We start from the raw sequence: 22,718 nt of genomic DNA on the forward strand, positions 1-22,718 counted from the left end.
CCCCGACAACTGGGGCTTCCGGATCTAATGCAGCAACCCGCTCAGAGAGCAATTACACAAAAAGGGTTGCAGTCTCTCACCCGGGAAGGAACCCCTTGCTATATCTAGTTTCAACTAGACGAGAATCTACCCCGCGGACGGCCCCGTATGTCGAATATGGGGTGCCGATTCCATGTGACCGGCGGGTTGACGCTCCCGAACGGCCCCGGTTGGCCCATCGCGCCCGGCGCCCCGGCGCTGCGACCCCGCGCCCAGGCGCTGCGACCCCGCGCCCCGGCGCCGCCGGCCGGCCAGAGCCCCGACGCCCCGCCCGCGCCCCGCGCGGCAGCACCAGCTAACCCCTACTCCGTGAGCCCTAGTGCACCGAGTTCCGCCGCCACTTCCACCGCAAGCGCGTCCGGATCAGGCACCAGCCCGGCGTCGGTGGCAAGTCCGATACGCGCCTGTCCCCCATAGGTCAGGATGCTGAAGCCCATCGGCACAGATCCGCCGCGCGGCACCCAGAACATGAGCTCCTTGAGCGTGCGGCCGGCAAGCACCAGCGGCCGCCGAGGCCCGGGCACATTCGTGATGGCGGCCGATGAGGTGCCCGACAGCTTCCAGACCGCCGCGTCCTCCACAAAACCGGGAGCACGCCCCAACGCTTGCAGCAGACCAAACGCCGCTACCGGCTCCATGGAAGTGCGCGCCTCCAGCATGCGTTTGCTGATCTCAGAGATGCGTGCGGCCAAACTCTTGAGGCCTACGGGAAGGGGCAGAATCACCAATCCGAAGCGGTTGCCGAGGCCGAGTTCGTCGTGCCGGTGACGCAGGTTCACCGGGATAATCGCCCGCAGTTCAAAGTTGTCCTTGACCTCCCGGAAGCGCTCCAGGTAACGACGCAGCGCCCCGGCCAGTGCCGCCAGCAGTAGGTCGTTGATGGTGGCGGAGTGCTTTACCGCCGCCCGGCGGAGCTGCTTCAGGTCCATGGGAAGGGTCCAGTCGACCCTTTTTTCGACACCCTGATGGCCGCGGAAACGCGTGCGCTTGTCCCGTCCGGTGAACGCGAACTTGGCCAGCGCCAAGGCCAGCCCCGGCAGGTTCTTGAACCAGGCGACGATGTCGCGCCATCCGAAACGGTGCTCGGGCACGGGCTCGAGCAACTCGGCCAGTTCGTCCGGCTCCTCATCGCCGGACTTGGGCATGCCGGCTAGCGAGGTAGTCATGGCAGCCCCCGCATCGTCCGCGAGTGACCGGAGGACATGAATCAACGCCAGCCCGTCGGCAATGGCGTGGTGCAGGCGAGCGACGACGGCGGACCCTTCGTTGTAGGACTCGATCACCACGAACTGCCAGGGAGGACGATCTTCGGGCAGGCCCTCACTCATTGATTCCCCCACGAGCGACTTCAGGGCCTCTTCGGTGACAGGCCCGGGGAGCGCGGAAGGCACGACGTGCCGAGAGAAATCGAAGGAGGGGTCCTCCTCCCAGTAGGGGCGGCCGCGAACCGAGGTCACCCGCAGGCGAAACCGGTCAAACGGCGCGAGGCGCTCACGCAACAGCTCCGTAAAATCCGTGACCGAGAACGGCTGGTCGAATTCCAGGACAGCCACGATGCTCATGCGGTTGGTCGCACTGTCCATGCGCCACCACGCGGCATCGACGGGGTCCATCGGATATCGATTCATGAACAGTTGGGCGCCCGGCAGGACGGAAGCACGGATCAACGGGAGCCGCCGTATACTCGCTGCTCGCCCGGAATATCCACGTCCCCTGAAAGAGCCATGGCGGTATCCCATCCGTCAACCGCAGGTGCCGACGGAACGCAGAAGGAGCGGGTCCCGGTACTGATTTTCGACGAGCCGGCACAGCTCAGTTTCCAGGTCGCAAGGCGCATCGCCACGCTGATTGAGGAGCGCAACGCGGTGGGCGATTCGCTCGTGCTCGGCCTGCCCACGGGCTCCACGCCCATCGGCGTTTATGGGCATCTGGTTCGCATGCACCGGGAGGAGGGGCTGGACTTCAGCCGGGTAGTGACGTTCAACCTGGACGAGTACTACCCCATGCAGCCGGACAGCCTGCAGAGCTACCACCGATTCATGCGGGAGAACTTCTTCGATCACGTCAACATCCCCGAGGAGAGCATCCACATTCCCAAGGGCGATGTGGGGCGCGAAGAGCTTGAGGAGTACTGCCAGTCGTACGAGTTCGCGATCCAGAAGGCGGGCGGAATCGATCTCATTCTGCTCGGGATCGGGCGGAGTGGGCACGTAGGCTTCAATGAGCCGGGCTCTGGCGTGAAAACCCGCACCCGTCCCATCGTCCTGGACGAAATCACGCGCAAGGACGCCGCCAGTGACTTCTTTGGGGACGACAACGTGCCGCGCGAGGCGATTACGATGGGGGTCGGCACCATCCTCGACGCGCGCGAGGTGATCCTGATCGCGACCGGGGAGCACAAGGCGCCGATCGTGCGCAGGGCGGTGGAGGAGGAGCCGAGTCGGGAGGTCACGGCAACGTTTCTCCAGCACCACAGGGACTGCACGTTTTACCTGGACCGTGCGGCGGCCAGCGAGTTGACTCGCGAGAAGACGCCGTGGCTGGTGAAGTCCGTGACCTGGACCGACCACATGGCCAAGCGCGCCGTGATCTGGCTGTCGGAGGTAGTGGGCCGAGCCATTCTTCGGCTGGAGGAATCAGACTTCCACAGGCAGCACTTGCACGACCTCGTATCCAATTGGCCGGACACTGACTCGCTCTGCAGGAAGGTGTTTGAGGACTTGCGACAACGTGTGAGATACCTGGAGCAACTGCCTGCGGGAGAACGCATTATCGTGTTCAGTCCGCATCCTGATGACGATGTTATTTCGATGGGCGGCATGCTGGACAAGCTGGCGCGCAACGAGAATGATCTGACGGTCGCCTACATGACCAATGGGTCGGTTGCAGTGTTTGACGCAGACGTGCGGCGGTATCTGCATTTCCTGGAGCTCAGTCTTCCGGTGATGGGAGACGAGACCCTTCAGGCCCGGGTCGAGGCAATTCGCGATGCGCTGGCGGCCAAGGGTCCGGGCGAAATCGACACTGCCGAGGTACAGCGCATCAAGGCGTACATCCGGTACGCCGAGGCGGTGTCTGCCATCGAGGTGATGCGTCTGGGTAAGGAGCACGCCCGCTTCCTTGACATGCCGTTTTACCAGACCGGCATGGTCCGAAAAAATCCCATCGGACCGCAGGATGTGGAGATCGTGCTCGGGTTGATGAATGAGCTCAAGCCGGCGCACATCTTTGTGGCGGGGGACCTTTCGGATCCGCACGGCACGCACAGGATGTGCTACGCCGCCATTGCGGCGGCCGTCGATGCGTACCGGGGGCAGCACGGATTCGGGCCGCTGGTCTGGCTATACCGCGGAGCCTGGCAGGAGTGGGAGATCGACCGGGCCGAGGTGTTTGTCCCGCTCACCAAATCGGAACTGAATCGCAAGATCGAGGCGATTTTCAAACACGAGAGCCAGAAGGATCGCGCCATGTTTCCGGGCGCGTACGATGCGCGGGAGTTCTGGGAGCGCGCGCGGGACCGCAATACTCGCACTGCAGAGGCCCTGAATAATCTCGGGTTGCCGGAGTTCTACGCGGCGGAGGCGTACGTCACGGCGGAACGGCTCATCTGAGCGATGGGGGGCTCGGGCACCCGGCGGTCATGCCGACCGCCGACTCAGCTCAGGCCTTGAATACCGCTCGAGCCGCCAGTAGCGCGTCATGGATGTCACGATCTCCCACATCCCGATGGGTCGTCGCGCGGATCCGGGTCGGGCTGAAAGGCACCATCAGCACGTCGTGCGCTTTCAGTTTTTCGAGCGCATCGAACGCATCAGCCACATCGAACATGACGATGTTCGTGTCGACATCGTCCCGGTCAATGGTGACGCCGGGCAGTCCCTGAAGTCCTGCTGCCAGCGCTTTGGCCCGGCGGTGGTCTTCGGCCAGGTCCGTGCGATGCTTTTCGACGGCATAGAGTCCCGCCGCTGCGATCACGCCAACCTGCCGCATGCCGCCACCGAACACTTTTCGCCAGCGATGGGCCTTCTCGATCAGTTCGGCAGGTCCGGCAATCAAGGAGCCGATGGGCGCCCCGAGGCCCTTTGAAAGGCAGACGCTGACGGTGTCAAATGGCGCGGCGAGCGAGCGTTCCGTCGTGCCGAGTGCTGCTGCAGCATTCCAGAGGCGGGCACCGTCCAGATGGAGCGACAAACCCCGTTCCCGAGCGGCGGCAGCGACTTCGAGGACGGTCGCTTGGGGCAGAACACAGCCGCCCGCCTTGTTCGCGGTGTTCTCGAGACAGACAAGCCGGGACTGAGGCTCCCAGTAGTAGCCGTGCCGGATGGCCTCCCGGACCTGGCCAGCCGTGAGCATACCCCGATGCCCCTGCACGGGTCGAAGCTGCACACCGGAGAGCGCTCCTGCGGCGCCGGACTCGTAGTGAACGATGTGCGCATCGGCCTCACAAATCACCTCGTCGCCGGGTGCCGTGTGCACACGCAGGGCGAGTTGATTGGCCATCGACCCGGAGGGCACGAACAGGGCCGCCTCCTTGCCGAGCAACTCAGCAATTCGCTCCTGGAGTCGCACAACCGTCGGATCCTCGCCGAATACATCGTCCCCGACTTCGGCATCGGCCATCGCCTGCCGCATGGCAGGGCTTGGCCGGGTGACGGTATCGCTTCTGAGGTCAATCACCGGACCGCCGAGGCGGGCGGGAGCTCTGTCAGGCGCGCGAGATCCCGGTGATCTCCATTTCTACCTTGCCGGCGGGCACCTTGATAGCCACGACATCGCCCACTTCCTTGCCGAGCAGGCCCTTTCCGATGGGGCTCGTGACCGAGATGCGACCCTTGGTGATGTCAGCTTCTGCCGCGGAGACCAGCGTGTAGGTCTGCTCCATGCCGTTGGCCTTGTTCTTGACCGTGACGTTGGAGAGGATGAATGCCTTGGAGGTATCCATCTTGCCTTCGTCCACGATGCGTGCGTTGGAGATGGTGGTCTCCATCTTGGCGATTTTTGCCTCGAGAAGTCCCTGAGCCTCCTTGGCCGCATCGTATTCCGCATTCTCAGACAGATCGCCTTTTTCCCGCGCTTCGGCGATAGCCTGCGAGATGCGCGGGCGTTCCTTGGTCTTCATCCAGCGGAGCTCGTCTTTGAGCTTCTGCAAACCGTCGGGCGTAAGGTAGACCGGCTTATCCATTGGAACCGTCGAGGAAGATTGAGACTGAGCCCCGATGCCAGCAGGAGCTCGAATGAGGATGGCCAATTACAAGAAAACGCCACGGCCCTGCGGAGCCCTGGCGAAATTGATGCCCTCAAACGCGATCTCGGCTGCGAAAGATCCGACTATCGGAACTGCGATCGGCAGGTCGGTTTAAGCAGTACACCCAGAGGTCAGTGAGACATATGAGTATCGACAAGTTCATGACGGGCGTGGTCGCGTTTGCCGGCGGTGTGGTTGCCGGGATCCTGCTCGCTCCACAGTCCGGCGCCGAAACCCGGGAGCGGCTGTCAGACGAGGCGCGCTCCCGCCTCAGCAGAATCGACGGCCAATTGGACGGGCTTGAGAAGCGACTGGCCGAGGTAAGCGCGCACCTGCGCGAAGCCAGCCATGACCTCGGGGAGCGAGTCAAGCACTCGACGGTGGATCAGGTTTTGCCCGATGTGCCGGAGGACCCGGAAGCGTTCGAGGTGGACCGGGACGAGGTTGCGTCTGACCTGAGGCACATGCCCCGGAAGTAGTTCGGGCGATGGGGTCTTGGGCAGTTTGGAAGGCCCGGGTGTGCTGGGCGACGGGGTCTTGGTCCGGCTTGCAGCGAGGCGGCCGTTAGCGGCTTGGTCGGGGCTTGCAAGGCGCGGGGGCCGTCAGGGCAGACCGGCTAGTCCCAGGCATGCAAAGGCCCGGGGGCGATCGCGGAATCCTCGTCGCAACAACTACGTATTACAACTGCAATCCAATAAGTCTACAAGACATTTACATATGCCGTACCCCGAGCAGTTGGTCAGTCCCATGCGAGCCGAACTCACGCGTCTTGGCGTGGAAGAGCTCACGAATGCCGAGGAAGTAGATGACTTCTTCTCCGAGGCAGCCTCCGGCACGTCGGTTCTGGTTATCAATTCAGTGTGTGGCTGTGCGGCGGCGAACGCCCGCCCGGCCGTTGCCATGGTTCGCCAGCTCCCGGTGCAGCCCAATCGCTGGGGCACCGTTTTCGCCGGTCAGGATCTGGAGGCGACTGCCCAGGCCCGGATGCATCTGATGGGCGTGCCTCCGTCATCGCCGTTTATGGCCCTTTTCAAGGACGGCGATCCCGTGTTCGTGCTGGAGCGCCGCCACATTGAGGGTCGGAGCGCGCCGGCGATCGCCACGGATCTCGCCAAGGCTATCCAGAAATACGCGGGCGATGGGGCCGAGGCTTCCGGCGTGGAGACCCCCGAGGTCGAGCAAAAAGCTCCCGAAGGACTTCCGTCCACGTTCCGCTCGATTTTGTAGGGCGGTTTTGGGGCGTTGCGGACCGCGCTGGGCGTGTCGCTCTCGGTGCCGCAGGCGGAGGAGTGGCTTATGAGGCCCGCCCACGAGGCCGCAGAGTGGACTAGCGGGGGCTGATTCCACGTTTGACCGCTCGCTGGGGGGGCACGTGTCGAATCCGGGGCCCTATTCCACCTTGCAGTCCTGATGATGGCACCCGACGTGTAATCGCGCCCCCGAATTCCATTTGGGGGCCGCCGACCACCGAGGAAGCGCGATCAAGACGGGGCATTAAGCGGGGAACCGGCGCGCCGATACCCAAGGTGAAACGCCATCGCCCCCATGCTAGCCCTAACCACGCAGGAAAAGTCGATTTATCCGGAGCCGACGCTCTCCGAGATGATGAATCTCGCCGTGGAGTTCGGCATCCTTGCTCGTGTGCGCAGGCTGAACGGTCGGGTGCGCATGGAAGTGCTGAACGAGCACTACGATGTCACGGAGGAAGAAGCGGGCACCCTGGTCAAGGGACTGCTGCTTGGCTACTTCTACAACCAGAAGCGGGACGATCTCAGCCTCGCGCGCTGGGAGAAATAGGCACCCCAGCCAGGTAGCCGCTCCACTTCGACGGACCCCGTACCCAAGGCGCCCCGTCCGGCCCTGCGGAATCTCGCTTCGCTCCGCACGTCCAGCCGCGGACCCCATCGCCCGGAACCGCTTCCATCTTGGCCGGGAATCCACGCCACGCCGCTGAACCCGCCGCGCGCAGGCTCCGTTTAGGCCGGGTCATTTGAAACCCAGTCTGACAACCATGCGGGATGTATTCGTGGTGGGTGCGGTGCGCACCCCGATTGGCCGTTTCGGCGGCGCGCTCAAGGACCATTCGCCGGTAGATCTGGCTGCGCATGTGATGCGCGGGCTGCTGGATCGCACATGCGTCGACGGTGGTGCGCTCGACATCTACTTGTCCGGCAACATCCTGCGGGCAGGGCACGGACAGCTGATTCCGCGACAGGCCGCGCTCAAAGCCGGCATCCCCGACTCCGTCGACGGCGTCGCGCTCGATATGGTTTGCTCCTCCGGCATGATGTCGGTGATGCAGGCCGCCACAATGATCAAGGCCGGGGAGGCCGATCTGGTTATGGCAGGCGGCACCGAGTCGATGTCCGGAACTGGCTTCTACCTGAGCTCCCGTGCTCGATGGGGCTACAAATTCCTCATGGGCAACCCGGAGGGCCTGACCGACATCCTGCTGCACGACGGTCTGACCGACCCGATGTCTGGCGAGGCCATGGGCAGCCAGGCCGAACGCCTGGCCGGCGAAAAAGGCGTCACCCGCGACCAGGTCGACGCGATGGCTGCCGCCTCCCACCAGCGCGCCGCCAAGGCATGGGAGAACGGACACTTTGCCGATGAGGTGCTGCCTATTGAATACCGCGAACGCCGCAAAACGGTCACGCTCGAGCAGGACGAGGGCATTCGTGCCGACACCACCGCGGAATCCCTCGGCGGACTGCGTCCCGCGTTCGACAAGGAGGGCGTTCTCACGGCCGGCAATGCCAGCCAGATTTCGGACGGCGCCGCGACGCTACTGCTGGCCAGCGCAGACGCGGTGAAGGCGCACGGCCTGAAGCCGATCGCCCGATACAAGGCCGGCGCGTGGGCCGCGGGCGAACCCTGGCGATTCCCAGAAGCACCGATCCCCGCCGTCAAGCGCCTGCTCGACAAAGCCGGAGAGTCCATCGCCGACTACGACCTGTTCGAGAACAACGAGGCGTTCTCACTCAACAACGTGCTGTTCTGTGACCAACTCGGCGTGAAGCACGACCAGCTGAATGTGCACGGCGGCGCGGTTGCCCTCGGCCACCCCATCGGCTGCTCGGGAGCACGCATTCTGGTGACGCTGATCCACGCGCTCCGCTCGCATGACAAACAGCAGGGCCTCGCGGCCATCTGTCACGGCACCGGCGGCGGAACGGCGGTCACGCTAGAGCGGGCCTGAGGTGGCGAACATCCTCTGGGTCGCCTCCGGAGGCGCCATCGGGGCGGTCTTGCGGTATGTGACGGTCATGGGCGTGCACCGATTCGCGGGAACGGCCTTCCCGCTTGGCACGCTGGTAGCCAATGTCGCAGGGTCGCTGGTGATCGGGATCTTGTGGGCGATGGCGGAGAAAACGCCGCTCACACCTGCGGCCGCGTCGTTCCTGTTCATCGGGCTTTTGGGGTCTTTCACCACGTTCGCGACCTTTTCGATCGAGACCCTGGACCTGTTTCGGGACGGTCGCATGGGCCTCGCGGCCGCCAACATGCTTGCCTCAAACGTGCTCTGCCTCCTGGCGGCCTACGGGGGCCTGCGCCTCGGACACACGTGGGCATGACGGACGTGCGCAAGGCCATCGTCGAGGCTGCCTCCCGTTGGCGCCATGAGGAACATCCCGCGCGCGTCGAGGCGTGTGCCCGCACGCTGGAGGCGGACAATCGATTCACCGCCGAAGCCCTTGCATTCGCGGTGAATCAGCAGATGGAGCTCATCGACCGGGAATCCCTGGACGGCTGGCTGGGCGATGGGGTCTCCGCGCCCCTAGACGTCGGCGTCATCGAGGCAGGCAACGTGCCACTCGCCGGTCTTCAGGACTATCTGGCTGTGGTCGGCCTGGGGCACCGGTTCATCGGGTCTGTATCGAGCCGATCCCCGTGGCTGCTGCCAGCGTTCGCCGAGGAAGCGGCGGCTTTCGGGGGACCGGAGGCGCAGTTTGTGGATCACGACGGGTTGCCTGAGGTCGTGGATGCGCTGATCGCGTCGGGGACTGATGAAACGATCGAACATCTGACCATGGTGACCGACGAACTCGGCGTTCCAGCCCTGTTGCGCGGAAATCGCTATTCCGTGGCGGTGGTTGACGGTCGGGAGTCAGAGGACGAACGCCTGGGGCTGGCAGAGGACGTCTTGCTGCACGAAGGGCTCGGCTGCCGCAACGTTGCGATCGTGTTCGGCGCGGGCGACATCGATGCCGACCCCTACTTCGAGGCGCTGTCCGTTTTTCGCGGCACGTTTCCAGCGCACGCGCGCACCTCTGGCTCGCTGAAAATGCAGCAGGCGTTCCTGGACGCCGTGAATGCACCGCATGCGTACGGGGAAGGGCTGGTTTACCTGGTTTCGCGCGGGGATGCGGAGCCCCAGGTGCCCGGGCACTTGCGTTGGGTGCCGGTGGACGATGTGGCCGGGGCCGAATTGTGGATTCGGGATCACGAGGAGTCGCTGCAGGTGGTCAGCGCGCGGAGTGGCTTGGATCTGCGGGTTCCGGCTGAGCGGGTCGCGCTCGGAGAGGCGCAGCGGCCGACCCTGGATTGGCACGCGGACGGCCGCGATACGGTTGCCTGGCTGCGGGCGCTGTAGGTCGGAAACGGCGAGGTCTGGTCTGGGATCTCGCGGACGCTACTAGTGCTCTCACACCCTGCTCGGGGTCCGGGCGGGCATTAGGTTGCATCCGGGGCGGTTTTTGAACCTAAACAGCGGTGCGGGCGAGGTTTAGGTTCCATCCGGGTGATTTTGAAACCTAATCGGCGGCTCGGGCGAGGTTTAGGTTCCATCCGGGGCGGTTTTTGAACCTGATCGGCGGCTTGGGCGGCCTCGATCGGCCTGATCGGCCGCGATGAGCGGGCGGACCCGGCGGCGGGACCCCGCGATCCGGGCGCGGCAGGCCTCACCGGCCGCAGCAAACCCCGCGGCCATAGCAAACCCCGCGGCCGCAGCAACCCCCGCGGCCGCAGCAACCCCCGCGGCAGGCCTCACCGCGCGCGGCAGGCCTGACCGGCCGCAGCAACCCTCACCGGCCTCAGCGGCCCCGCACCCCTAACCCTCCAGCACCTCCTTCACCCCCGGCAGCACGTCATCCCACCGCGCCGCCGGATCCTTGGTAACCGTCAGAAAGTCCGGGAGAATGAACACGTTGATCACGCCCGGAATCCGAAACAGCGGTTCCCCGAGCGCATGGCCCTCCGCTTCGAGAGACGTCGCAAAACTCTCCATTCCTTCCTCGATGAAGCGCTCGGCGCGCGTGATCTTGAGGCTGTTGGGGTTGGGCGTGGGGTGCGTGGTGATCTTGCCCATGCGGCCGGATTCCTGAAACTGTTCAAACAGCCGCGCGAACGAAGAAGGGGCCGTATCGTTGCATCCCTCAGATTTCGCGAAAGTGTATCGTTGATCAAAACATGTCCGACAGTTCAGGGCAAAACGGCCGGATCGGGCGCCTGGCTAGCGAAGCCAAGGGCCTGGTAGACGACACCCGGGAGTGGCTCGACGCCAAGCTCCGGTTGATGGAGCTCGACTTCGAGGAGAAGATTGAGGCGATGGCCGGCAAGGCCATGGCATCCGCCATCGTCGCCTTTTTCAGCGCAATGGCGGTTGTCTTCCTGATGGTAGCCGGCGCCCTGGGTCTGGGCGCGTGGTGGGAATCCAACGCGCTTGGTTTCCTGGCGATGGGGGGTATCCTCTTCCTGGCCGCCGCGATGGTGCATTGGCTTCGACCGACGTTCCTGCCGGGCTCGATGCGGGTGGTGGCCGGGCGGCCCCGCAAGGACCGCATGCTGCAACTACCCGGCCCGGCACATCAGCCTCCGCGGCCCGCCCTGAAGGACTCCGGCGGCGACAAGCCGAAAACCGGCACGCGAGACAACACTCCAAAGCAGAATCCGAATGGCTGATACTCGCGCCGAGCTGGAAGCCCGTCTCAAGTCGGCCAGCGACTCCATTTCCAATCGGCTCCGCAACATGGAGGACAGCGTGAAGCTGCCGGCCGTGCTGCGTGCCGGGGCCAGTGTCGAGTCAAAGACCGCGAAACGCGTCGGTCTGGCGGTCCTCCTCGGCCTCGGCATCGGACTGGCATTTGGCGGCAGCAAGCGCAAGAAGTCGGGAATGACCGAGGAGCTCATCGACACGATCAAAGATCGCGTCAAGACTCAGCCGGCGCCTCGCCCCATCATCGAAGAGGAGACGGCCAAGAAGGGCGTAATCGCCTTTGTCGTCGGCTACGCATTCAAAGCCGCCATGAACGCGGCCGTCAAGGAGCTGGTGAATCGCTCCTTCCGCAGGAACGGGGAACAGGAGACGCCGTAAACCGGCTCTTTTCCCTGAATCGATCTCCCCGAATCCAGCTGGCCCCAGGCCGGCCCTCCCTTACGCATGAGAATCGTTCTCTTCGGCCCGCCGGGTGTGGGCAAAGGCTCGCAGGCCGCGCTCCTGCAGGAACGCCGCGGGATGGCGCACGTGTCGACGGGCATTCTTCTTCGCACGGCCATTCGACAGGGCACCGACGTCGGAAAGGCCGCCGAGCGCATGGTGAAAGAGGGCAAGCTGGTTCCGGACGCAGTGGTGCGCAAGATTGCCGAGGACGCGCTGCTGGGTCGCGATTGCGATCAATTCGCGCTCGACGGCTACCCCCGCACCATCCAGCAGGCCGAGTGGCTGAGTGAGTTTCTGGAGGCGCACAAGGCGCCGCTGAACCGGGTAATCAGCCTCAATGCGCCGGACGAGGTCATTGTGGACCGCCTGTCCAAGCGCCGCGTGGACCGCGTGACCCGTGAGAACTACCACCTGGATTTCAAGCCTCCGCCGGACGACCTGCCGGAAGGTCGCATCATCCAGCGAGCCGACGACAAACCCGAGATTATCCTACGGCGCCTCAAGCAGTACCGCGAGGAGACTAGCCCGGTGCAGGAGTACTACCGCGATCGCGGCATGCTCAGCGAGGTCTACGGGGTAGGGGCGTTTGAAGACGTGCACGCGACGATCCTCGACATCCTGGAGTCCAGCCGGGCCACAGCCTGATGGATCTTTCGGCGCACCGGGATCGCATTGAAGCTGCCCTGGCGCGCGCAGTCGGGGCCTCGCAGCCGCCAGCGCTCTATGAGCCGGCTGAGTACGTCATGGCCGGCCAGGGCAAGCGTCTGAGGCCGCTCCTGGTCCTGCTCGCCGCAGAAACGCACGGTCTCACGGGCGATGAGGCCCTGCCGGGCGCCGTCGCCGTGGAAGTCTTCCACAACTTCACGTTGGTCCATGACGACATCATGGACAATGCAGACAGCCGTCGCGGCCGGGACACGGTGCACATCCGTTGGGATGAGCCGACAGCGATTCTGGTTGGCGACCTGCTTATGGGAATTGCCTATGAGCACATCGCCCGGCTGCCGCACGTTCCCAAAGCGCTCACATGTTTCAATGCCATGGTGCGCCGCCTCTGCGAGGGGCAGACGCTGGATATGGATTTTGAGACACGCCGTGACGTGACGCTCGATGACTACCTCGAGATGATCAACGGCAAGACGGGAGCCCTGCTGGCGTGCTGCCTCGAACTGGGCGCGATTGCTGCCGGGGCAGACGCAGAATCGAGGGCGCGCATGGCCGAGACCGGCCGCGACATCGGCCGCGCGTTCCAGATCCAGGATGACCTGCTGGATTTGACGGCGGACAGCGCCAAATGGGGCAAGCAGGTGGGCGGAGACGTCATGGAAGGCAAACGCACGTGGCTGCTCATTCAGGCGCTCGAGCGGGCCTCAACCCCCGAAGACCGCGCCCTGCTGGAGCGGGTGCTCGACGGCGGCGTGGATTCGGAGGAGGTACCGGAGGTCCGCGCGCTGATGGACCGACTTGGCGTACTGAAAGACACGCGGGACGCAGTTATATTTCATTCCGACGCCGCGATTGGTCGCCTGCGGGAGGTGTCGGAAAGCCCGGCCCGCGAGGCGCTGATTGGTCTAGTCCGCTCCATGCAGGCCCGCCTCCACTGAGATGATTGAACGCGAAGTCACAGTTTCCAACCGAGCCGGTATCCACACACGGCCGGCGTCCATGATTGTGCGGACGGCGGCGCAGTTCAAGAGCGAGTTCTTCATCCACAAGGACGCTTACGAGATCAACGGCAAGAGCATTATCGGCGTGATGACGCTCGCGGCAGAGCAGGGCGCGACACTCAAGTTGATTTTCGAGGGGCCCGATGAGGCCCAGGCCGCGGACGCTCTGGAGAAGCTCTTCGAAGACGGCTTCGGCGAGGTCAAGTAACCGTGACCGCCAGCCCCAACATCCCTGATCCCGGCCCGGACCGGGCAGAGACCATTGTGTCCGGCATCCCCGCATCGCCCGGGATTACGATCGGTCCGGCGTACGTCTACCGGCGGGAATCCTTCTCGGAGGACCGGCGCGAGCTGGAGAGCGATGACGTCCAGGAGGAACTGGATCGTTTTGAGCGCGCCGTGGAGAAGTCCGAGCGAGACCTTGGCAAGATCATCGCGATCACGCGCGAGAAGGTGGGCGAGGAGAGTGCCGCCATTTTCGACGCGCAACGCCTGATTCTGCGAGACAGTGAGGTCTACGGCGTCGTGAAGAGCGCCATCAGCCGGGACCGTGTGAACGCTGGATACGCCGTGGAGAAGGTGCTGGACCGGCATCGCAAGGTGCTCGAGGCGTCCGACTCGGAGTACATGCGCGAGCGCGCGCAGGACCTGGTGGACGTGAAGGACCGTCTGGTCCGGCACCTCCGCAAAGGACGGGCGCTGAGCCGCATCGACCCCAACCACATTGTGGTGGCAGAGAATCTCTCCGCCGCCGACATGGTGCTCTTCAGTCGCCGAGGCGTGCTGGGTTGCGCGATGGACTTTGGCGGCCCGACGAGCCACGTCGCCATCATGGCTCGCGCCCTTTCGGTGCCGGCCGTAGTGGGGCTGCACGGTGTTTCCAAGCACCTGGAAACGGGCGATGTGGTCGTGCTGGACGGGATCCAGGGGACCCTGATTCTGAACCCCACCGACGAAACGCTGGATCGGTACAAAACCCGCGCCGAGCGTTTTCAGCGTCTGAAGGCCGAGGAGAAGGACCTGGTGCCACTGGAATCGGAGACGCTGGACGGGCATCACATCCGTCTTGAGGCGAATCTGGAGCTCAAGGACGAGATCCCGCTGGTGGCCGAGTATGGCGCCGAGGGCGTAGGCCTGTTTCGTACGGAGATCCTGTTCCTCATGCAGGGTCGACTTGTCATCGAGGAGGACCAGCAGTACGAGATCTACAAGGAGGTCGTGGACCAGGTCTCGCCGAATCCGACGACGTTCCGTGTGATCGACCTCGGCGGCGACAAGCTGCTGCCGATGGGACACCGCGAGCACAACCCGTTTCTGGGTTGGCGGGGCATCCGCGTTCTGCTGGACAAGCCGGAGATTCTGCTGCCGCAGCTGCGTGCCATCCTGAGGGCGAGTGCCCACGGACCCGTGCGCATCATGGTGCCCATGATTACGGAGGTCGCCGAGATCCGGGAATTCAGGCAACTGCTGGAGAAGGCCCAAACCCAGTTGTCGGAGCAGGGTGTGCCCTACGACTCCGACGTCAAGGTGGGCATCATGATCGAGGTGCCCTCCGCCGCGCTTCTGGCCGACCGCTTCGCGCCGTATGCGGACTTTTTCTCGATCGGCACGAATGACCTGACCCAGTATACCCTGGCCGTGGATCGTGGCAACGACCTTGTGGCCGGGCTGTATCAGGATCTGCATCCGGCCGTGCTCATGCTGATTCGCCGAACCGTCGAGGCGGCCCGTGGTCACGGCATTCCGGTGAGCGTCTGCGGCGAGATGGCCACGAACCTGCGCGCTGTTCCGGTCCTCATTGGACTGGGAGTGGAGACACTGAGCGCATCGCCCGTGTATTTGCCGAGCATCAAGCGGGTGGTGCGCGCCATGAAACGGTCCGAAGGGCGCCTGTTGGCCTCAGAGGCGCTGCAGTCCAAGAATGCCGCCGAAGTCGGTGGCCGGCTGGATCAGTGGCTGGACGAGCATGCGTGCGGCGTAGGCTTTTTCCTGGAGGGCACGCAGGCGGACGCGTAGCAGCCCGCATGGTCGGCGGTACCCGTTCAGGCCATGCGTGGCCCCGCCCACCCGATAACGCGGACTAAAGGCGGCGGGCGGCATTCCGACAGGGCACTCGCAAGGGTACATTCCGACCATGCTTCGGCCCCCGAACCTGCTTCGTTCGTTTGCTGCCCTGGTCCTGACGCTCGCGCTGGCCGCGCCGGCCGCCGGGCAGTACGGCTATCATTTCGGCCGCAACAAGATTCAGTACGACAACTTCGAGTGGCGTGTACTGGAGACGGAGCACTTCGACATTTTCTACTACCCGGAGATGCTCGAACTGGCCCGGCAGGGGGCCTACTTCGCCGAAGAGGCCTATGAGGAGATGCAGAACCGGTTCAACTTCTCGTTGAACAACCGGGTGCCGATGATCTTCTACTCGTCGAACCTGCATTTCAAGCAAACCAACGTGACGCCGGGCTTCATTCCGGACGGGGTCGGCGGGTTCTTCGAGTTCCTCAAAGGCCGCGTCGTGATCCCGGCCAACGGCAACATTGAGCGCTTCCGGCGGGTGATCCGGCACGAGCTCGTGCACGTGTTCACCTACAACAAGGTGCTGCGTGTCATGCGCGATCACCGGCGCCTTCCGGACCGGTTTCTCCCGCTCTGGTTCACCGAAGGCATTGCCGAGTATTGGTCAGGCGAGCCCGACCATCAGCATGACATGATCATGCGCGATGCGGTCTACTCGAACTACCTGGTCCCGGTGGAGACCATGTACCGCATCAACGGAAGCTTCGTGATGTACAAGCAGGGTGAAGCCATCTGCGAGTTCATCGCCCAGAAATACGGGCCCGAGAAGCTCCTGGACATCCTCGAATCGGTGTGGGTGGATACCGACTTCAAGATTGTGCTGGAAACCGCGCTGCGGGTGCCCTACAAGCAGTTTGCTGAAGACTGGCATGCCTGGATCCAGGAGCGCTACGTACCGGAGGCGGGAGAGATCGGCCTGTCCACGGTCGTGGCCGATGCGGTCACCGGCATCGGGTTCAGCTCCAAGCCGGAGACCTACCGCAAGCAGGACGGGCGGCGCATGGTCTACTTCGTCGGCAACCGCACGGGTTACTCGAACCTCTACGAGGTGGAAGTGGACACGGCGTGGACGCCGGTGGCTGAGCCGCGCATGCTGATTCGAGGCGAGCGTAACGATGTCTTCGAGGCGTTCCACCTTTTTGAGAGCCGCATGGATGTGTCGGGCGATGGGCGCCTGGCGTTTGTCACCAAGAGCGGCAGCCAGGACGTGGTGCACATCTATGACCTGGAGCGGGACGAACTGGACGTGACGCTGCGGTTTGAGGACCGCGTGTCGGTATCCACACCGTCGTGGTCGCCCGAGGGCGACCGGTTCGTGTTCTCTTCCATCGACGAAAGCGGGTACTCGGATCTATTCGTGTACAGCTTCGCCGACGACTCCGTCGTGCCTGTCACTGACGATGCGTACGACGACCTTGACCCAGCGTGGAGTCCGGACGGACGATTCATCGCGTTCACGTCCGACCGGACTTCCCTGGGCAAGGAAAAGGGGGCCTATAACCTGTTCACGTACGATTTCGAGACCGGTCGGGTCGAGTACGTGACCTTCGGCGACCAGAAGGATTTCAGCCCGTCCTGGAGCCCGGACGGCAAGTCGATTCTGTATACAAGCGCTGTGCGGGATTCGACCGGGCGATACAGCGCGCAGGACATGTGGGTGGCCGATGTCTCCGGGCAGATCGGCGCGCCGCCTGCCGTGGCGAGTCTCGCTCCTGTCGACGATACGGAGCCGCTTTCGACGCGACGACTGGACCGCCTGACGCGGTTCTCCGGTGCGGCATTCGATCCGGTCTGGACGGACGAGGACCGGGTGCTGTTCACAAGTTTTGAGGGCCTGCAATTCACCGTGCGCTCGATGCCGTTGTCGGACCGTCTGGCGGAGCCGCTCGAGACCCGAGAGGTGGACTTGAGTCAGCCGGGTCTGTCCTGGACCTACGGCAGCCTGACCGGCGACGACGCGCTACGCACGCCCTACAAGAAGCGGTTCAAACTGGACCTGGCGCAGGGGTCCGTGTCGCAGAGCCCTGTGCTCGGCACCCTGGGTGGGGCCGTGCTGGTCTTCTCCGACATGCTCGGGGACGACTATCTGAACCTGATGGTGTTCAACACGGCCCAGACGCAGCGGGACTTTCTTCGAAGCCTGAGCTTTCAGCTGTCGCGCACGCAGCTGCATCGCCGCACCAACTTCGGATATGGCGGCTACCGCTTCTCCGGGCTTCGGTATGACATCACCGATCCCGACGCGCCGACGGGTTTCCCGCGGTTCTACGAAACGGTTTACGGCGGCTTCGGCGCCATCAGCCACCCGATCTCCAAATTCCGCAGGCTCGATCTGGGCACGTCCCTGAACTGGAGCCGCAAGGAGATCGACATCCGCAATATTGATCGGGAGGCGCTGCTGCTTTCGAACAGCATCAGTCTGGTGCATGACAACGCGCTGTACTACTACAACGGGCCCATTCAGGGATGGCGCGCCCGCGTAACCGCGGCCTACACGACGGACGTGCTGTACTCGAACGTGTCGTACTACTCGCTGCTGGCTGATCTGCGCACGTACATCCGGCTGGGGCGGCACATGACGTTTGCCTCCTGGGGCATGGCGCGCATGAATCGCGGCCGGGAGGCAAGGCTGTATTACATGGGCGGCAGTTGGGACTTGCGGGGCTTCCGACTGTTCTCGGTACGCGGCCAGAAGCAGTGGTTCACGAGCCATGAGCTGCGCTTTCCGATCCTGACGCAACCGTCCGTGACGTTCCCGGCGCTGGCGGCGCTGGGCGTAGTGAATCTCAAAGGCAGCCTGTTCTTCGATGCCGCCCACGCCTGGAATCAGGACTACAATCTGAAGCAGCCGGAGATCTTTGCCGGGGAGACGCTGGGCTCGGCGGGACTGGGCTTGCGGCTGAACATGTTTGGCGGGTTTGTTTTCCGGTACGACATCGGTCACCGGTATCGAGACGGGTTCACGCGGATCGACAAGCGGTGGTTTAAGCAGTTCTTTTTCGGCTGGAACTTTTGATCGTGGCGCCAAATTCCTCATCTCCGCGTTGGGCTTCGGACTCCGTTCGCTGCGGCGTACGTGAGTACGCCTCACTCACTCGCCTCGCCCGCCTTGATCTGAGAAATTTTGCACTCACGATCGGCGCCGTGCTGGTCCTCACCGGCTGCCAAACCCTGCAGCTGGATGCCCCCGTCCGGGTTGACGAGGACGACTGGTGGACCACTGGTGGATCTGCCGCGCACAACGCTGTCGTCGCTGAGGACGTGACGCCGCCGCTTGAACTGGCCTGGGAGTACAATGCGCTGGCGGCGTTTGGCCCCGGCGGACCTCTGGTAGTTGACGACGCCGTGCTCGTGGCCAATCTGCAGGGCGAGGTGCATGCAGTGGAGCTGGAGCGTGGAAAGCGTCTGGGCAACATCTCTTTTCGGGAGGCGATTGCGTCGCAGCCGGCACTGAGCGGCAATCGAATCGTGGTCGCCAATGCGTGGGGTAAACGCACGCTGCAGGCCTACGACATTCAGAGCGCGCGGCGCTTGTGGCATCGTGATTTGGTGCGTGTGGAGGCGGGCCTCCTGCCCGTCGGAGAGGCCGTGTTGGTAGCCGACATGGAGGGCACGGTGCGCATGGTGGATCAGGCCTCCGGTGACGACATCTGGACCCACGACGACCCGGACGCGGTCACGGTGCGCGCCGCGCCGCTCCTGGCGGGCGATTTGGCCGTCGTGGCGTATGAGGACGGCACGGTCAGGGCTTTCGACCCCGCGGACGGAACGGTGGTATGGGAGACGGAGGTCGATGCGCCTGTCTACTCGGCACCGACGGCCGCCGGCGACATGGTCTACGTGCCGACGACACGGGGCACCCTGGTGGCCCTGGACGCGGAGCGCGGCCGGATCGAATGGCAGTTCCGCACCCAGAACATTGAAGTGCGCATCGCCCAGCCTTCCGTGGTGCGCGACATGATTGTGTTCGGGGCTTCTGACGCCATGGTCCGTGCCATCTCGACCGAGTTCGGCGCGCCCCTCTGGCGGATTCAGCTGGACGCGGCGGTGACGGCCCAACCCCTGATCACCGGTCTCTACGTGTACGTGGGCACCATGCAGAACGAGCTGTTGGCCCTGGATCTTGAGACCGGCGCGGAGATCTGGTCCGCCGAGGTCCGCGGGCGCATCAAGAGTTCGATGGCCGTGGCCGGGGGAGGCATTCTGGTGGCCCATGAGCCGCGATTCCTGAGTTACTTCAGACCGGCGGAGGCAGAGCGTGAAGCGCAGTAGTCTGATAGTCCTGGCACTGCTGCTGGCAATGCCCGTCTCCGCCCAGGAAGAGGCACCTCGCGTGCGCTCCATGGGCGTGGCCGTCGTCAACTCAAACAACCCGGCCGCGCACGTCTATGCAGACTCGACCTGGCTGGGCCCGGCCAGTCGTGAGGTGTTCGAACTGCCTGCCGGAGTCGCAGAAATCCGCGTGGTGCCCAGCGAACTCGGCGCGTGGGGGCTGACCGCGTTCCGGCAGCCGGCGATGGGTCTGGATACCGTGCGCGTGGATGCACAATTCCCGTACGCGTATCGGCTTGAAGCGACACCCTTTGCTGCCCAGGTTACGCTGGTGAACGGGGACGAGCGACAGCCGCTGGGATCCACGCCGTTGCAGCTGTCGGTGCCGAAGCCGCTGGCTGGAACGCTGGTGTTTGAGCGGGACGGCCACGCCGCCGTGGAGATTTTGGCGGGCGACAGGTTCTGGAATCGACATCTGGCCGTCATGCAGCCGGTGGCCGATGTGGTCGAGACGCCCTCGGACATTCGATTGGATATGCAGCGGCGTTCCTGGCGATGGGTGGACTACGCTGCAGTCGGTGCCGCGCTAACCGGCGGCGCGCTCGCTGTGCACTACAAGCTGAAGGCGGACAAGCGGTTCGACGCCTATCAGGAAACCGGTAATCCTGACCTCAGGCCTCGGATCGAGCAGCTGGACAGGCAGTCCGCCTGGGCGCTGGGCGCCATGCAGACGGGCGTGGGCGTCTTCGCGCTGCGGCTGGTATTCCGCTAGGGAGCGCGCCAGCGCAATCCCACGCCGGCGCCGATCGACGTTTCGCCGGGAAGGTTACCGTTTCCAAGGTGCGTGAATACGTGCCACGACGGCTGAACCGGCAGACGCCACTGCAGGGATACAAGCGCTCCGGACTCCGCGGCCGTATCGCCCGGTTTGACGGACGCCTCCAGCGGCCACGATCGAAGCCGCAGCCCATGGATGAAGAGCCGCTTCAGCGTCTCAAACGATGCCGGTGCACGGCGCGTGCCTCCAGTCAGGTGCAGTTCTGCCGCCTTTGCTGCCACAGGTGCCTCGACCACGGTCTTGGCCGCGACGCGAAGAGGTAGAGCCGGCTGAGCTGCGGCCGTCCCGACCAGGATCAACCCCACACTCATGAGCAGAGAACGTGACAGGAGGGCGCGCGTATCGGGGCCCACCACCACACGTGCTACGATGCTCAGAGACAAGATCAAGTCGGATTTGACGACGGCCATGAAGGCCGGAGACTCCAACCGCGTGCGTACCATTCGCTCGCTGATGGCGGCCATGATGGAGAAGGAGATCGAGCTCCGTCAGACCGGCAATCCCGAGATCACGGATGATCTTGCGGTGGATGTGATCATGAAGGCGGCCAAGCAGCGGCGGGACGCTCAGCAACAGTATGCTGACAATAATCGGCAGGACCTCGCCGATATTGAGGCCGCGGAGCTGACAATTCTGGAGGAGTACCTGCCGGCGCAACTGTCGGACGAGGACATCCGTACGGGCGTCGAGGAAATCGTGCAGCAAACCGGCGCCGCATCCATGAAAGACATGGGCAAGGTGATGGGCGTGGCCATGAAGCGATTCAAGGGCCAGGCAGACGGAAAACGCGTGCAAATGGCTGTGCGAGCGGTACTTTCAGGCTCGTGAGCATCCTCGATCTGATCATTCTTGCCATCCTGGCGGTCGGCGTCCTGCACGGCTATCGCACGGGATTCTTCAAACAGGCCGGTGGCATTGCCGGCATCCTGATCGGGTTCGCGCTGGGTGTCGCGCTGATGCAACCTGCGGGGGACTACCTGGTGCGCATCTCCGGCATGGAGCCCGCGCTGGGCCCGGTTGCCGGATTCATTTCGGTGTTCGCGGCGACCTACCTCCTGGTCCAGATTGCGGCCGCTGTCGGTGAGAAGGCGCTCGGCGCGGTCAAGCTCACCATGCTGAACCGCGTGCTCGGCGGTGGCATCGGAGGGATCAAGGCCGGCCTCTTCATGAGCGTCGCCTTCATCGGCATGGCCTACGTGCAGTTGCCGCCGGAAACCTCACGCGATAACAGCACCCTCTATCATTCCGTCGCCGCAATCATGCCGACCGCGTGGTCCTACGTGTCGGCCAACTCGGGCGCACTGGACGAATTGTCCCGGCGCATCGAGGATCAGATCCCCGCTGAGGAGGCCTCGAACTAGATTCGGGCGATGGGCTAAAAGCCCGCTCCTCGGGGCATCACCACCAGTCCGGCACCGAGTATCCACCCGCTATCGGCCTGCAGGCGATCTGAGTCAGCCTCCAGCATGCCTGCGTTAAGGTCTAGGGAGAACCGCTGATTCAGCTTGATTCGAGCGCCCGCTTCCCAGTAGGTGTAGAAGGGATCCGCGCCGCCGAAGACCCATTTCCGGCCGCCTTCGGCGGTCAGGGTCAGCCTCCAGGATGGTTGCGCCACGGCCGAGGCCACGAGCGAGGTCCCGAGTCCTGAGGAGGCGCTTTTTGGGGCGAGCCACACCGCACCGGCATGTCCGAGGGTGGTCAAGCCCGCGCCCGCCATCGCCCGAATATTCAAGGTGCGATCAAACGCTCCGAGCAGCAGGCTTGGGCCGGCCTGCACGTATAGCCAGTCCGATTCCGCCTGTGTGATGCCCGTTCGGTCCAGCCGCAGGAGGGTGACCTGCCCCGCCCAGGGCTGGCGCGAAACGAACAGATCCATGGCCGTTAGTCCCCATCCCAGCGATGCGTCCCGGTCCTCGCCGAAACCGCGTGCCCCGATCGCGATCTCCGCCAGGTGCAGACGCGAATCGTAACTCACATTCGGCAGCAGGAAATGCAGCGGGACCGCGCGGCGAGCATGCAGCGAGAATCCTGTAACCTCCGGCGTGGTCGCATGCCAGGCCCGTTGCTCCAGCTCGAGCGGCGCGAGGTCCCGGAAGGGATTCTGGGCTGCTGCGGGCAGCGTGATCAGTAGCAGAAAGAGGCCGGCAATCAGGCGCAAGGGCAGTCTCGTTGGATAGCGGGTCGCGACATACGGCCTCGCGC

At 64.1% G+C, this 22,718-nt stretch carries 24 protein-coding genes; 18 read left to right on the forward strand and 6 right to left on the reverse strand.

Translation table 11 applies throughout. The annotated features are described in order from the left end of the window. Positions 1-341: 341 nt before the first annotated feature. Positions 342-1,667: a wax ester/triacylglycerol synthase family O-acyltransferase gene (locus JJ896_17345; GenBank protein ID MBO6781427.1), complete on the reverse strand. Its 1,326-nt coding sequence runs from the start codon at positions 1,665-1,667 to the stop codon at positions 342-344. A gap of 96 nt (positions 1,668-1,763) precedes the next feature. Here JJ896_17345 and nagB point away from each other — a divergent pair, with 96 nt between their 5' ends. Then, positions 1,764-3,650, forward strand: a complete 1,887-nt coding sequence (gene nagB / locus JJ896_17350) for a glucosamine-6-phosphate deaminase (protein MBO6781428.1) — start codon at positions 1,764-1,766, stop codon at positions 3,648-3,650. 49 nt (positions 3,651-3,699) lie between these two features. Here nagB and JJ896_17355 read toward each other — a convergent pair whose 3' ends face one another. Beyond that, positions 3,700-4,671: a DegT/DnrJ/EryC1/StrS family aminotransferase gene (locus JJ896_17355; protein MBO6781429.1), complete on the reverse strand. Its 972-nt coding sequence runs from the start codon at positions 4,669-4,671 to the stop codon at positions 3,700-3,702. Between the two features lie 73 nt (positions 4,672-4,744). After that, positions 4,745-5,221, reverse strand: a complete 477-nt coding sequence (gene greA / locus JJ896_17360; protein MBO6781430.1) for a transcription elongation factor GreA — start codon at positions 5,219-5,221, stop codon at positions 4,745-4,747. Between the two features lie 206 nt (positions 5,222-5,427). Here greA and JJ896_17365 point away from each other — a divergent pair, with 206 nt between their 5' ends. From JJ896_17365 to JJ896_17390, 6 genes are all read left to right on the forward strand, one after another. Then, positions 5,428-5,763: a YtxH domain-containing protein gene (locus JJ896_17365; GenBank protein ID MBO6781431.1), complete on the forward strand. Its 336-nt coding sequence runs from the start codon at positions 5,428-5,430 to the stop codon at positions 5,761-5,763. A 238-nt stretch (positions 5,764-6,001) separates the two neighbouring features. Then, on the forward strand, positions 6,002-6,511 hold the full coding sequence (locus tag JJ896_17370; GenBank protein ID MBO6781432.1) for a BrxA/BrxB family bacilliredoxin: 510 nt from the start codon (positions 6,002-6,004) through the stop codon (positions 6,509-6,511). 318 nt (positions 6,512-6,829) lie between these two features. Further along, positions 6,830-7,081 (forward strand): hypothetical protein, encoded by a 252-nt coding sequence (locus JJ896_17375; protein ID MBO6781433.1) that lies wholly within the window; start codon positions 6,830-6,832, stop codon positions 7,079-7,081. 214 nt (positions 7,082-7,295) lie between these two features. Continuing rightward, on the forward strand, positions 7,296-8,486 hold the full coding sequence (locus JJ896_17380) for a thiolase family protein (protein MBO6781434.1): 1,191 nt from the start codon (positions 7,296-7,298) through the stop codon (positions 8,484-8,486). A gap of 1 nt (position 8,487) precedes the next feature. Further along, positions 8,488-8,862 carry a fluoride efflux transporter CrcB gene (crcB, locus tag JJ896_17385; GenBank protein ID MBO6781435.1) on the forward strand — a complete coding sequence of 125 codons (375 nt, stop codon included), beginning with the start codon at positions 8,488-8,490 and terminating at the stop codon, positions 8,860-8,862. Beyond that, on the forward strand, positions 8,859-9,881 hold the full coding sequence (locus JJ896_17390) for a hypothetical protein (GenBank protein ID MBO6781436.1): 1,023 nt from the start codon (positions 8,859-8,861) through the stop codon (positions 9,879-9,881). The genes crcB and JJ896_17390 overlap by 4 nt, the downstream gene beginning before the upstream one ends. A gap of 456 nt (positions 9,882-10,337) precedes the next feature. Here JJ896_17390 and JJ896_17395 read toward each other — a convergent pair whose 3' ends face one another. Beyond that, complete coding sequence (locus tag JJ896_17395) at positions 10,338-10,595, reverse strand: NifU N-terminal domain-containing protein (protein MBO6781437.1); 258 nt, start codon at positions 10,593-10,595, stop codon at positions 10,338-10,340. Positions 10,596-10,696: 101 nt separating this feature from the next. Here JJ896_17395 and JJ896_17400 point away from each other — a divergent pair, with 101 nt between their 5' ends. The 9 genes from JJ896_17400 (at position 10,697) to JJ896_17440 (ending at position 20,450) form a co-directional block, all read left to right on the forward strand. Then, entirely contained in the window at positions 10,697-11,188 is a 492-nt protein-coding gene (locus JJ896_17400) for a phage holin family protein (protein MBO6781438.1), read from the forward strand. Beyond that, the gene (locus JJ896_17405) at positions 11,181-11,600 is read left to right on the forward strand and encodes a hypothetical protein (protein MBO6781439.1); all 420 of its coding nucleotides are present in this window, start codon (positions 11,181-11,183) and stop codon (positions 11,598-11,600) included. Before JJ896_17400 ends, JJ896_17405 begins: the two co-directional genes overlap by 8 nt. 66 nt (positions 11,601-11,666) lie before the next feature. Then, positions 11,667-12,311, forward strand: a complete 645-nt coding sequence (locus tag JJ896_17410) for an adenylate kinase (GenBank protein MBO6781440.1) — start codon at positions 11,667-11,669, stop codon at positions 12,309-12,311. Continuing rightward, positions 12,311-13,270, forward strand: coding sequence for a polyprenyl synthetase family protein (locus JJ896_17415; protein MBO6781441.1), 960 nt, complete (start codon positions 12,311-12,313; stop codon positions 13,268-13,270). Before JJ896_17410 ends, JJ896_17415 begins: the two co-directional genes overlap by 1 nt. A gap of 1 nt (position 13,271) precedes the next feature. Continuing rightward, positions 13,272-13,541, forward strand: a complete 270-nt coding sequence (locus JJ896_17420) for an HPr family phosphocarrier protein (GenBank protein MBO6781442.1) — start codon at positions 13,272-13,274, stop codon at positions 13,539-13,541. A 2-nt stretch (positions 13,542-13,543) separates the two neighbouring features. Then, a complete protein-coding gene (gene ptsP / locus JJ896_17425) occupies positions 13,544-15,349 on the forward strand; it encodes a phosphoenolpyruvate--protein phosphotransferase (GenBank protein MBO6781443.1) in 1,806 nt (601 codons plus the stop codon). 118 nt (positions 15,350-15,467) lie between these two features. Further along, positions 15,468-18,422, forward strand: coding sequence for a PD40 domain-containing protein (locus tag JJ896_17430; protein ID MBO6781444.1), 2,955 nt, complete (start codon positions 15,468-15,470; stop codon positions 18,420-18,422). Between the two features lie 128 nt (positions 18,423-18,550). Then, on the forward strand, positions 18,551-19,678 hold the full coding sequence (locus JJ896_17435; protein MBO6781445.1) for a PQQ-binding-like beta-propeller repeat protein: 1,128 nt from the start codon (positions 18,551-18,553) through the stop codon (positions 19,676-19,678). After that, positions 19,665-20,450 carry a hypothetical protein gene (locus JJ896_17440; protein ID MBO6781446.1) on the forward strand — a complete coding sequence of 262 codons (786 nt, stop codon included), beginning with the start codon at positions 19,665-19,667 and terminating at the stop codon, positions 20,448-20,450. Before JJ896_17435 ends, JJ896_17440 begins: the two co-directional genes overlap by 14 nt. On the opposite strand, the gene JJ896_17445 is transcribed toward JJ896_17440, so the two are convergent. Continuing rightward, positions 20,447-20,899: a hypothetical protein gene (locus JJ896_17445; GenBank protein ID MBO6781447.1), complete on the reverse strand. Its 453-nt coding sequence runs from the start codon at positions 20,897-20,899 to the stop codon at positions 20,447-20,449. The genes JJ896_17440 and JJ896_17445 overlap by 4 nt on opposite strands. On the opposite strand from JJ896_17445, the gene JJ896_17450 reads away from it, so the two are divergent. After that, complete coding sequence (locus JJ896_17450) at positions 20,886-21,344, forward strand: GatB/YqeY domain-containing protein (protein MBO6781448.1); 459 nt, start codon at positions 20,886-20,888, stop codon at positions 21,342-21,344. The two genes, JJ896_17445 and JJ896_17450, sit on opposite strands and share 14 nt — an antisense overlap. Beyond that, the gene (locus tag JJ896_17455) at positions 21,341-21,877 is read left to right on the forward strand and encodes a CvpA family protein (GenBank protein MBO6781449.1); all 537 of its coding nucleotides are present in this window, start codon (positions 21,341-21,343) and stop codon (positions 21,875-21,877) included. The genes JJ896_17450 and JJ896_17455 overlap by 4 nt, the downstream gene beginning before the upstream one ends. Positions 21,878-21,891: 14 nt before the next feature. Here the strand turns inward: JJ896_17455 and JJ896_17460 are convergent, their stop codons facing one another. Further along, positions 21,892-22,674: a hypothetical protein gene (locus tag JJ896_17460; GenBank protein ID MBO6781450.1), complete on the reverse strand. Its 783-nt coding sequence runs from the start codon at positions 22,672-22,674 to the stop codon at positions 21,892-21,894. Positions 22,675-22,718 lie beyond the last annotated feature (44 nt).

Source organism: Rhodothermales bacterium (assembly GCA_017643395.1).
In the GTDB taxonomy this organism is placed as follows: Bacteria; Bacteroidota; Rhodothermia; order Rhodothermales; family UBA10348; genus JABDJZ01.

Coding starts and splice junctions, on each gene's coding strand:
- JJ896_17410 (MBO6781440.1), top strand. CDS start 11,667: ATGAGAATCGTTCTCTTCGGCCCGCCGGGTGTGGGCAAAGGCTCGCAG.
- JJ896_17375 (MBO6781433.1), top strand. CDS start 6,830: ATGCTAGCCCTAACCACGCAGGAAAAGTCGATTTATCCGGAGCCGACG.
- nagB (MBO6781428.1), top strand. CDS start 1,764: ATGGCGGTATCCCATCCGTCAACCGCAGGTGCCGACGGAACGCAGAAG.
- JJ896_17405 (MBO6781439.1), top strand. CDS start 11,181: ATGGCTGATACTCGCGCCGAGCTGGAAGCCCGTCTCAAGTCGGCCAGC.
- JJ896_17415 (MBO6781441.1), top strand. CDS start 12,311: ATGGATCTTTCGGCGCACCGGGATCGCATTGAAGCTGCCCTGGCGCGC.
- JJ896_17400 (MBO6781438.1), top strand. CDS start 10,697: ATGTCCGACAGTTCAGGGCAAAACGGCCGGATCGGGCGCCTGGCTAGC.
- greA (MBO6781430.1), bottom strand. CDS start 5,221: ATGGATAAGCCGGTCTACCTTACGCCCGACGGTTTGCAGAAGCTCAAA.
- JJ896_17395 (MBO6781437.1), bottom strand. CDS start 10,595: ATGGGCAAGATCACCACGCACCCCACGCCCAACCCCAACAGCCTCAAG.
- JJ896_17370 (MBO6781432.1), top strand. CDS start 6,002: ATGCCGTACCCCGAGCAGTTGGTCAGTCCCATGCGAGCCGAACTCACG.
- JJ896_17365 (MBO6781431.1), top strand. CDS start 5,428: ATGAGTATCGACAAGTTCATGACGGGCGTGGTCGCGTTTGCCGGCGGT.
- JJ896_17380 (MBO6781434.1), top strand. CDS start 7,296: ATGCGGGATGTATTCGTGGTGGGTGCGGTGCGCACCCCGATTGGCCGT.
- JJ896_17450 (MBO6781448.1), top strand. CDS start 20,886: ATGCTCAGAGACAAGATCAAGTCGGATTTGACGACGGCCATGAAGGCC.
- JJ896_17355 (MBO6781429.1), bottom strand. CDS start 4,671: ATGCGGCAGGCGATGGCCGATGCCGAAGTCGGGGACGATGTATTCGGC.
- JJ896_17430 (MBO6781444.1), top strand. CDS start 15,468: ATGCTTCGGCCCCCGAACCTGCTTCGTTCGTTTGCTGCCCTGGTCCTG.
- JJ896_17345 (MBO6781427.1), bottom strand. CDS start 1,667: ATGAATCGATATCCGATGGACCCCGTCGATGCCGCGTGGTGGCGCATG.
- JJ896_17390 (MBO6781436.1), top strand. CDS start 8,859: ATGACGGACGTGCGCAAGGCCATCGTCGAGGCTGCCTCCCGTTGGCGC.
- JJ896_17420 (MBO6781442.1), top strand. CDS start 13,272: ATGATTGAACGCGAAGTCACAGTTTCCAACCGAGCCGGTATCCACACA.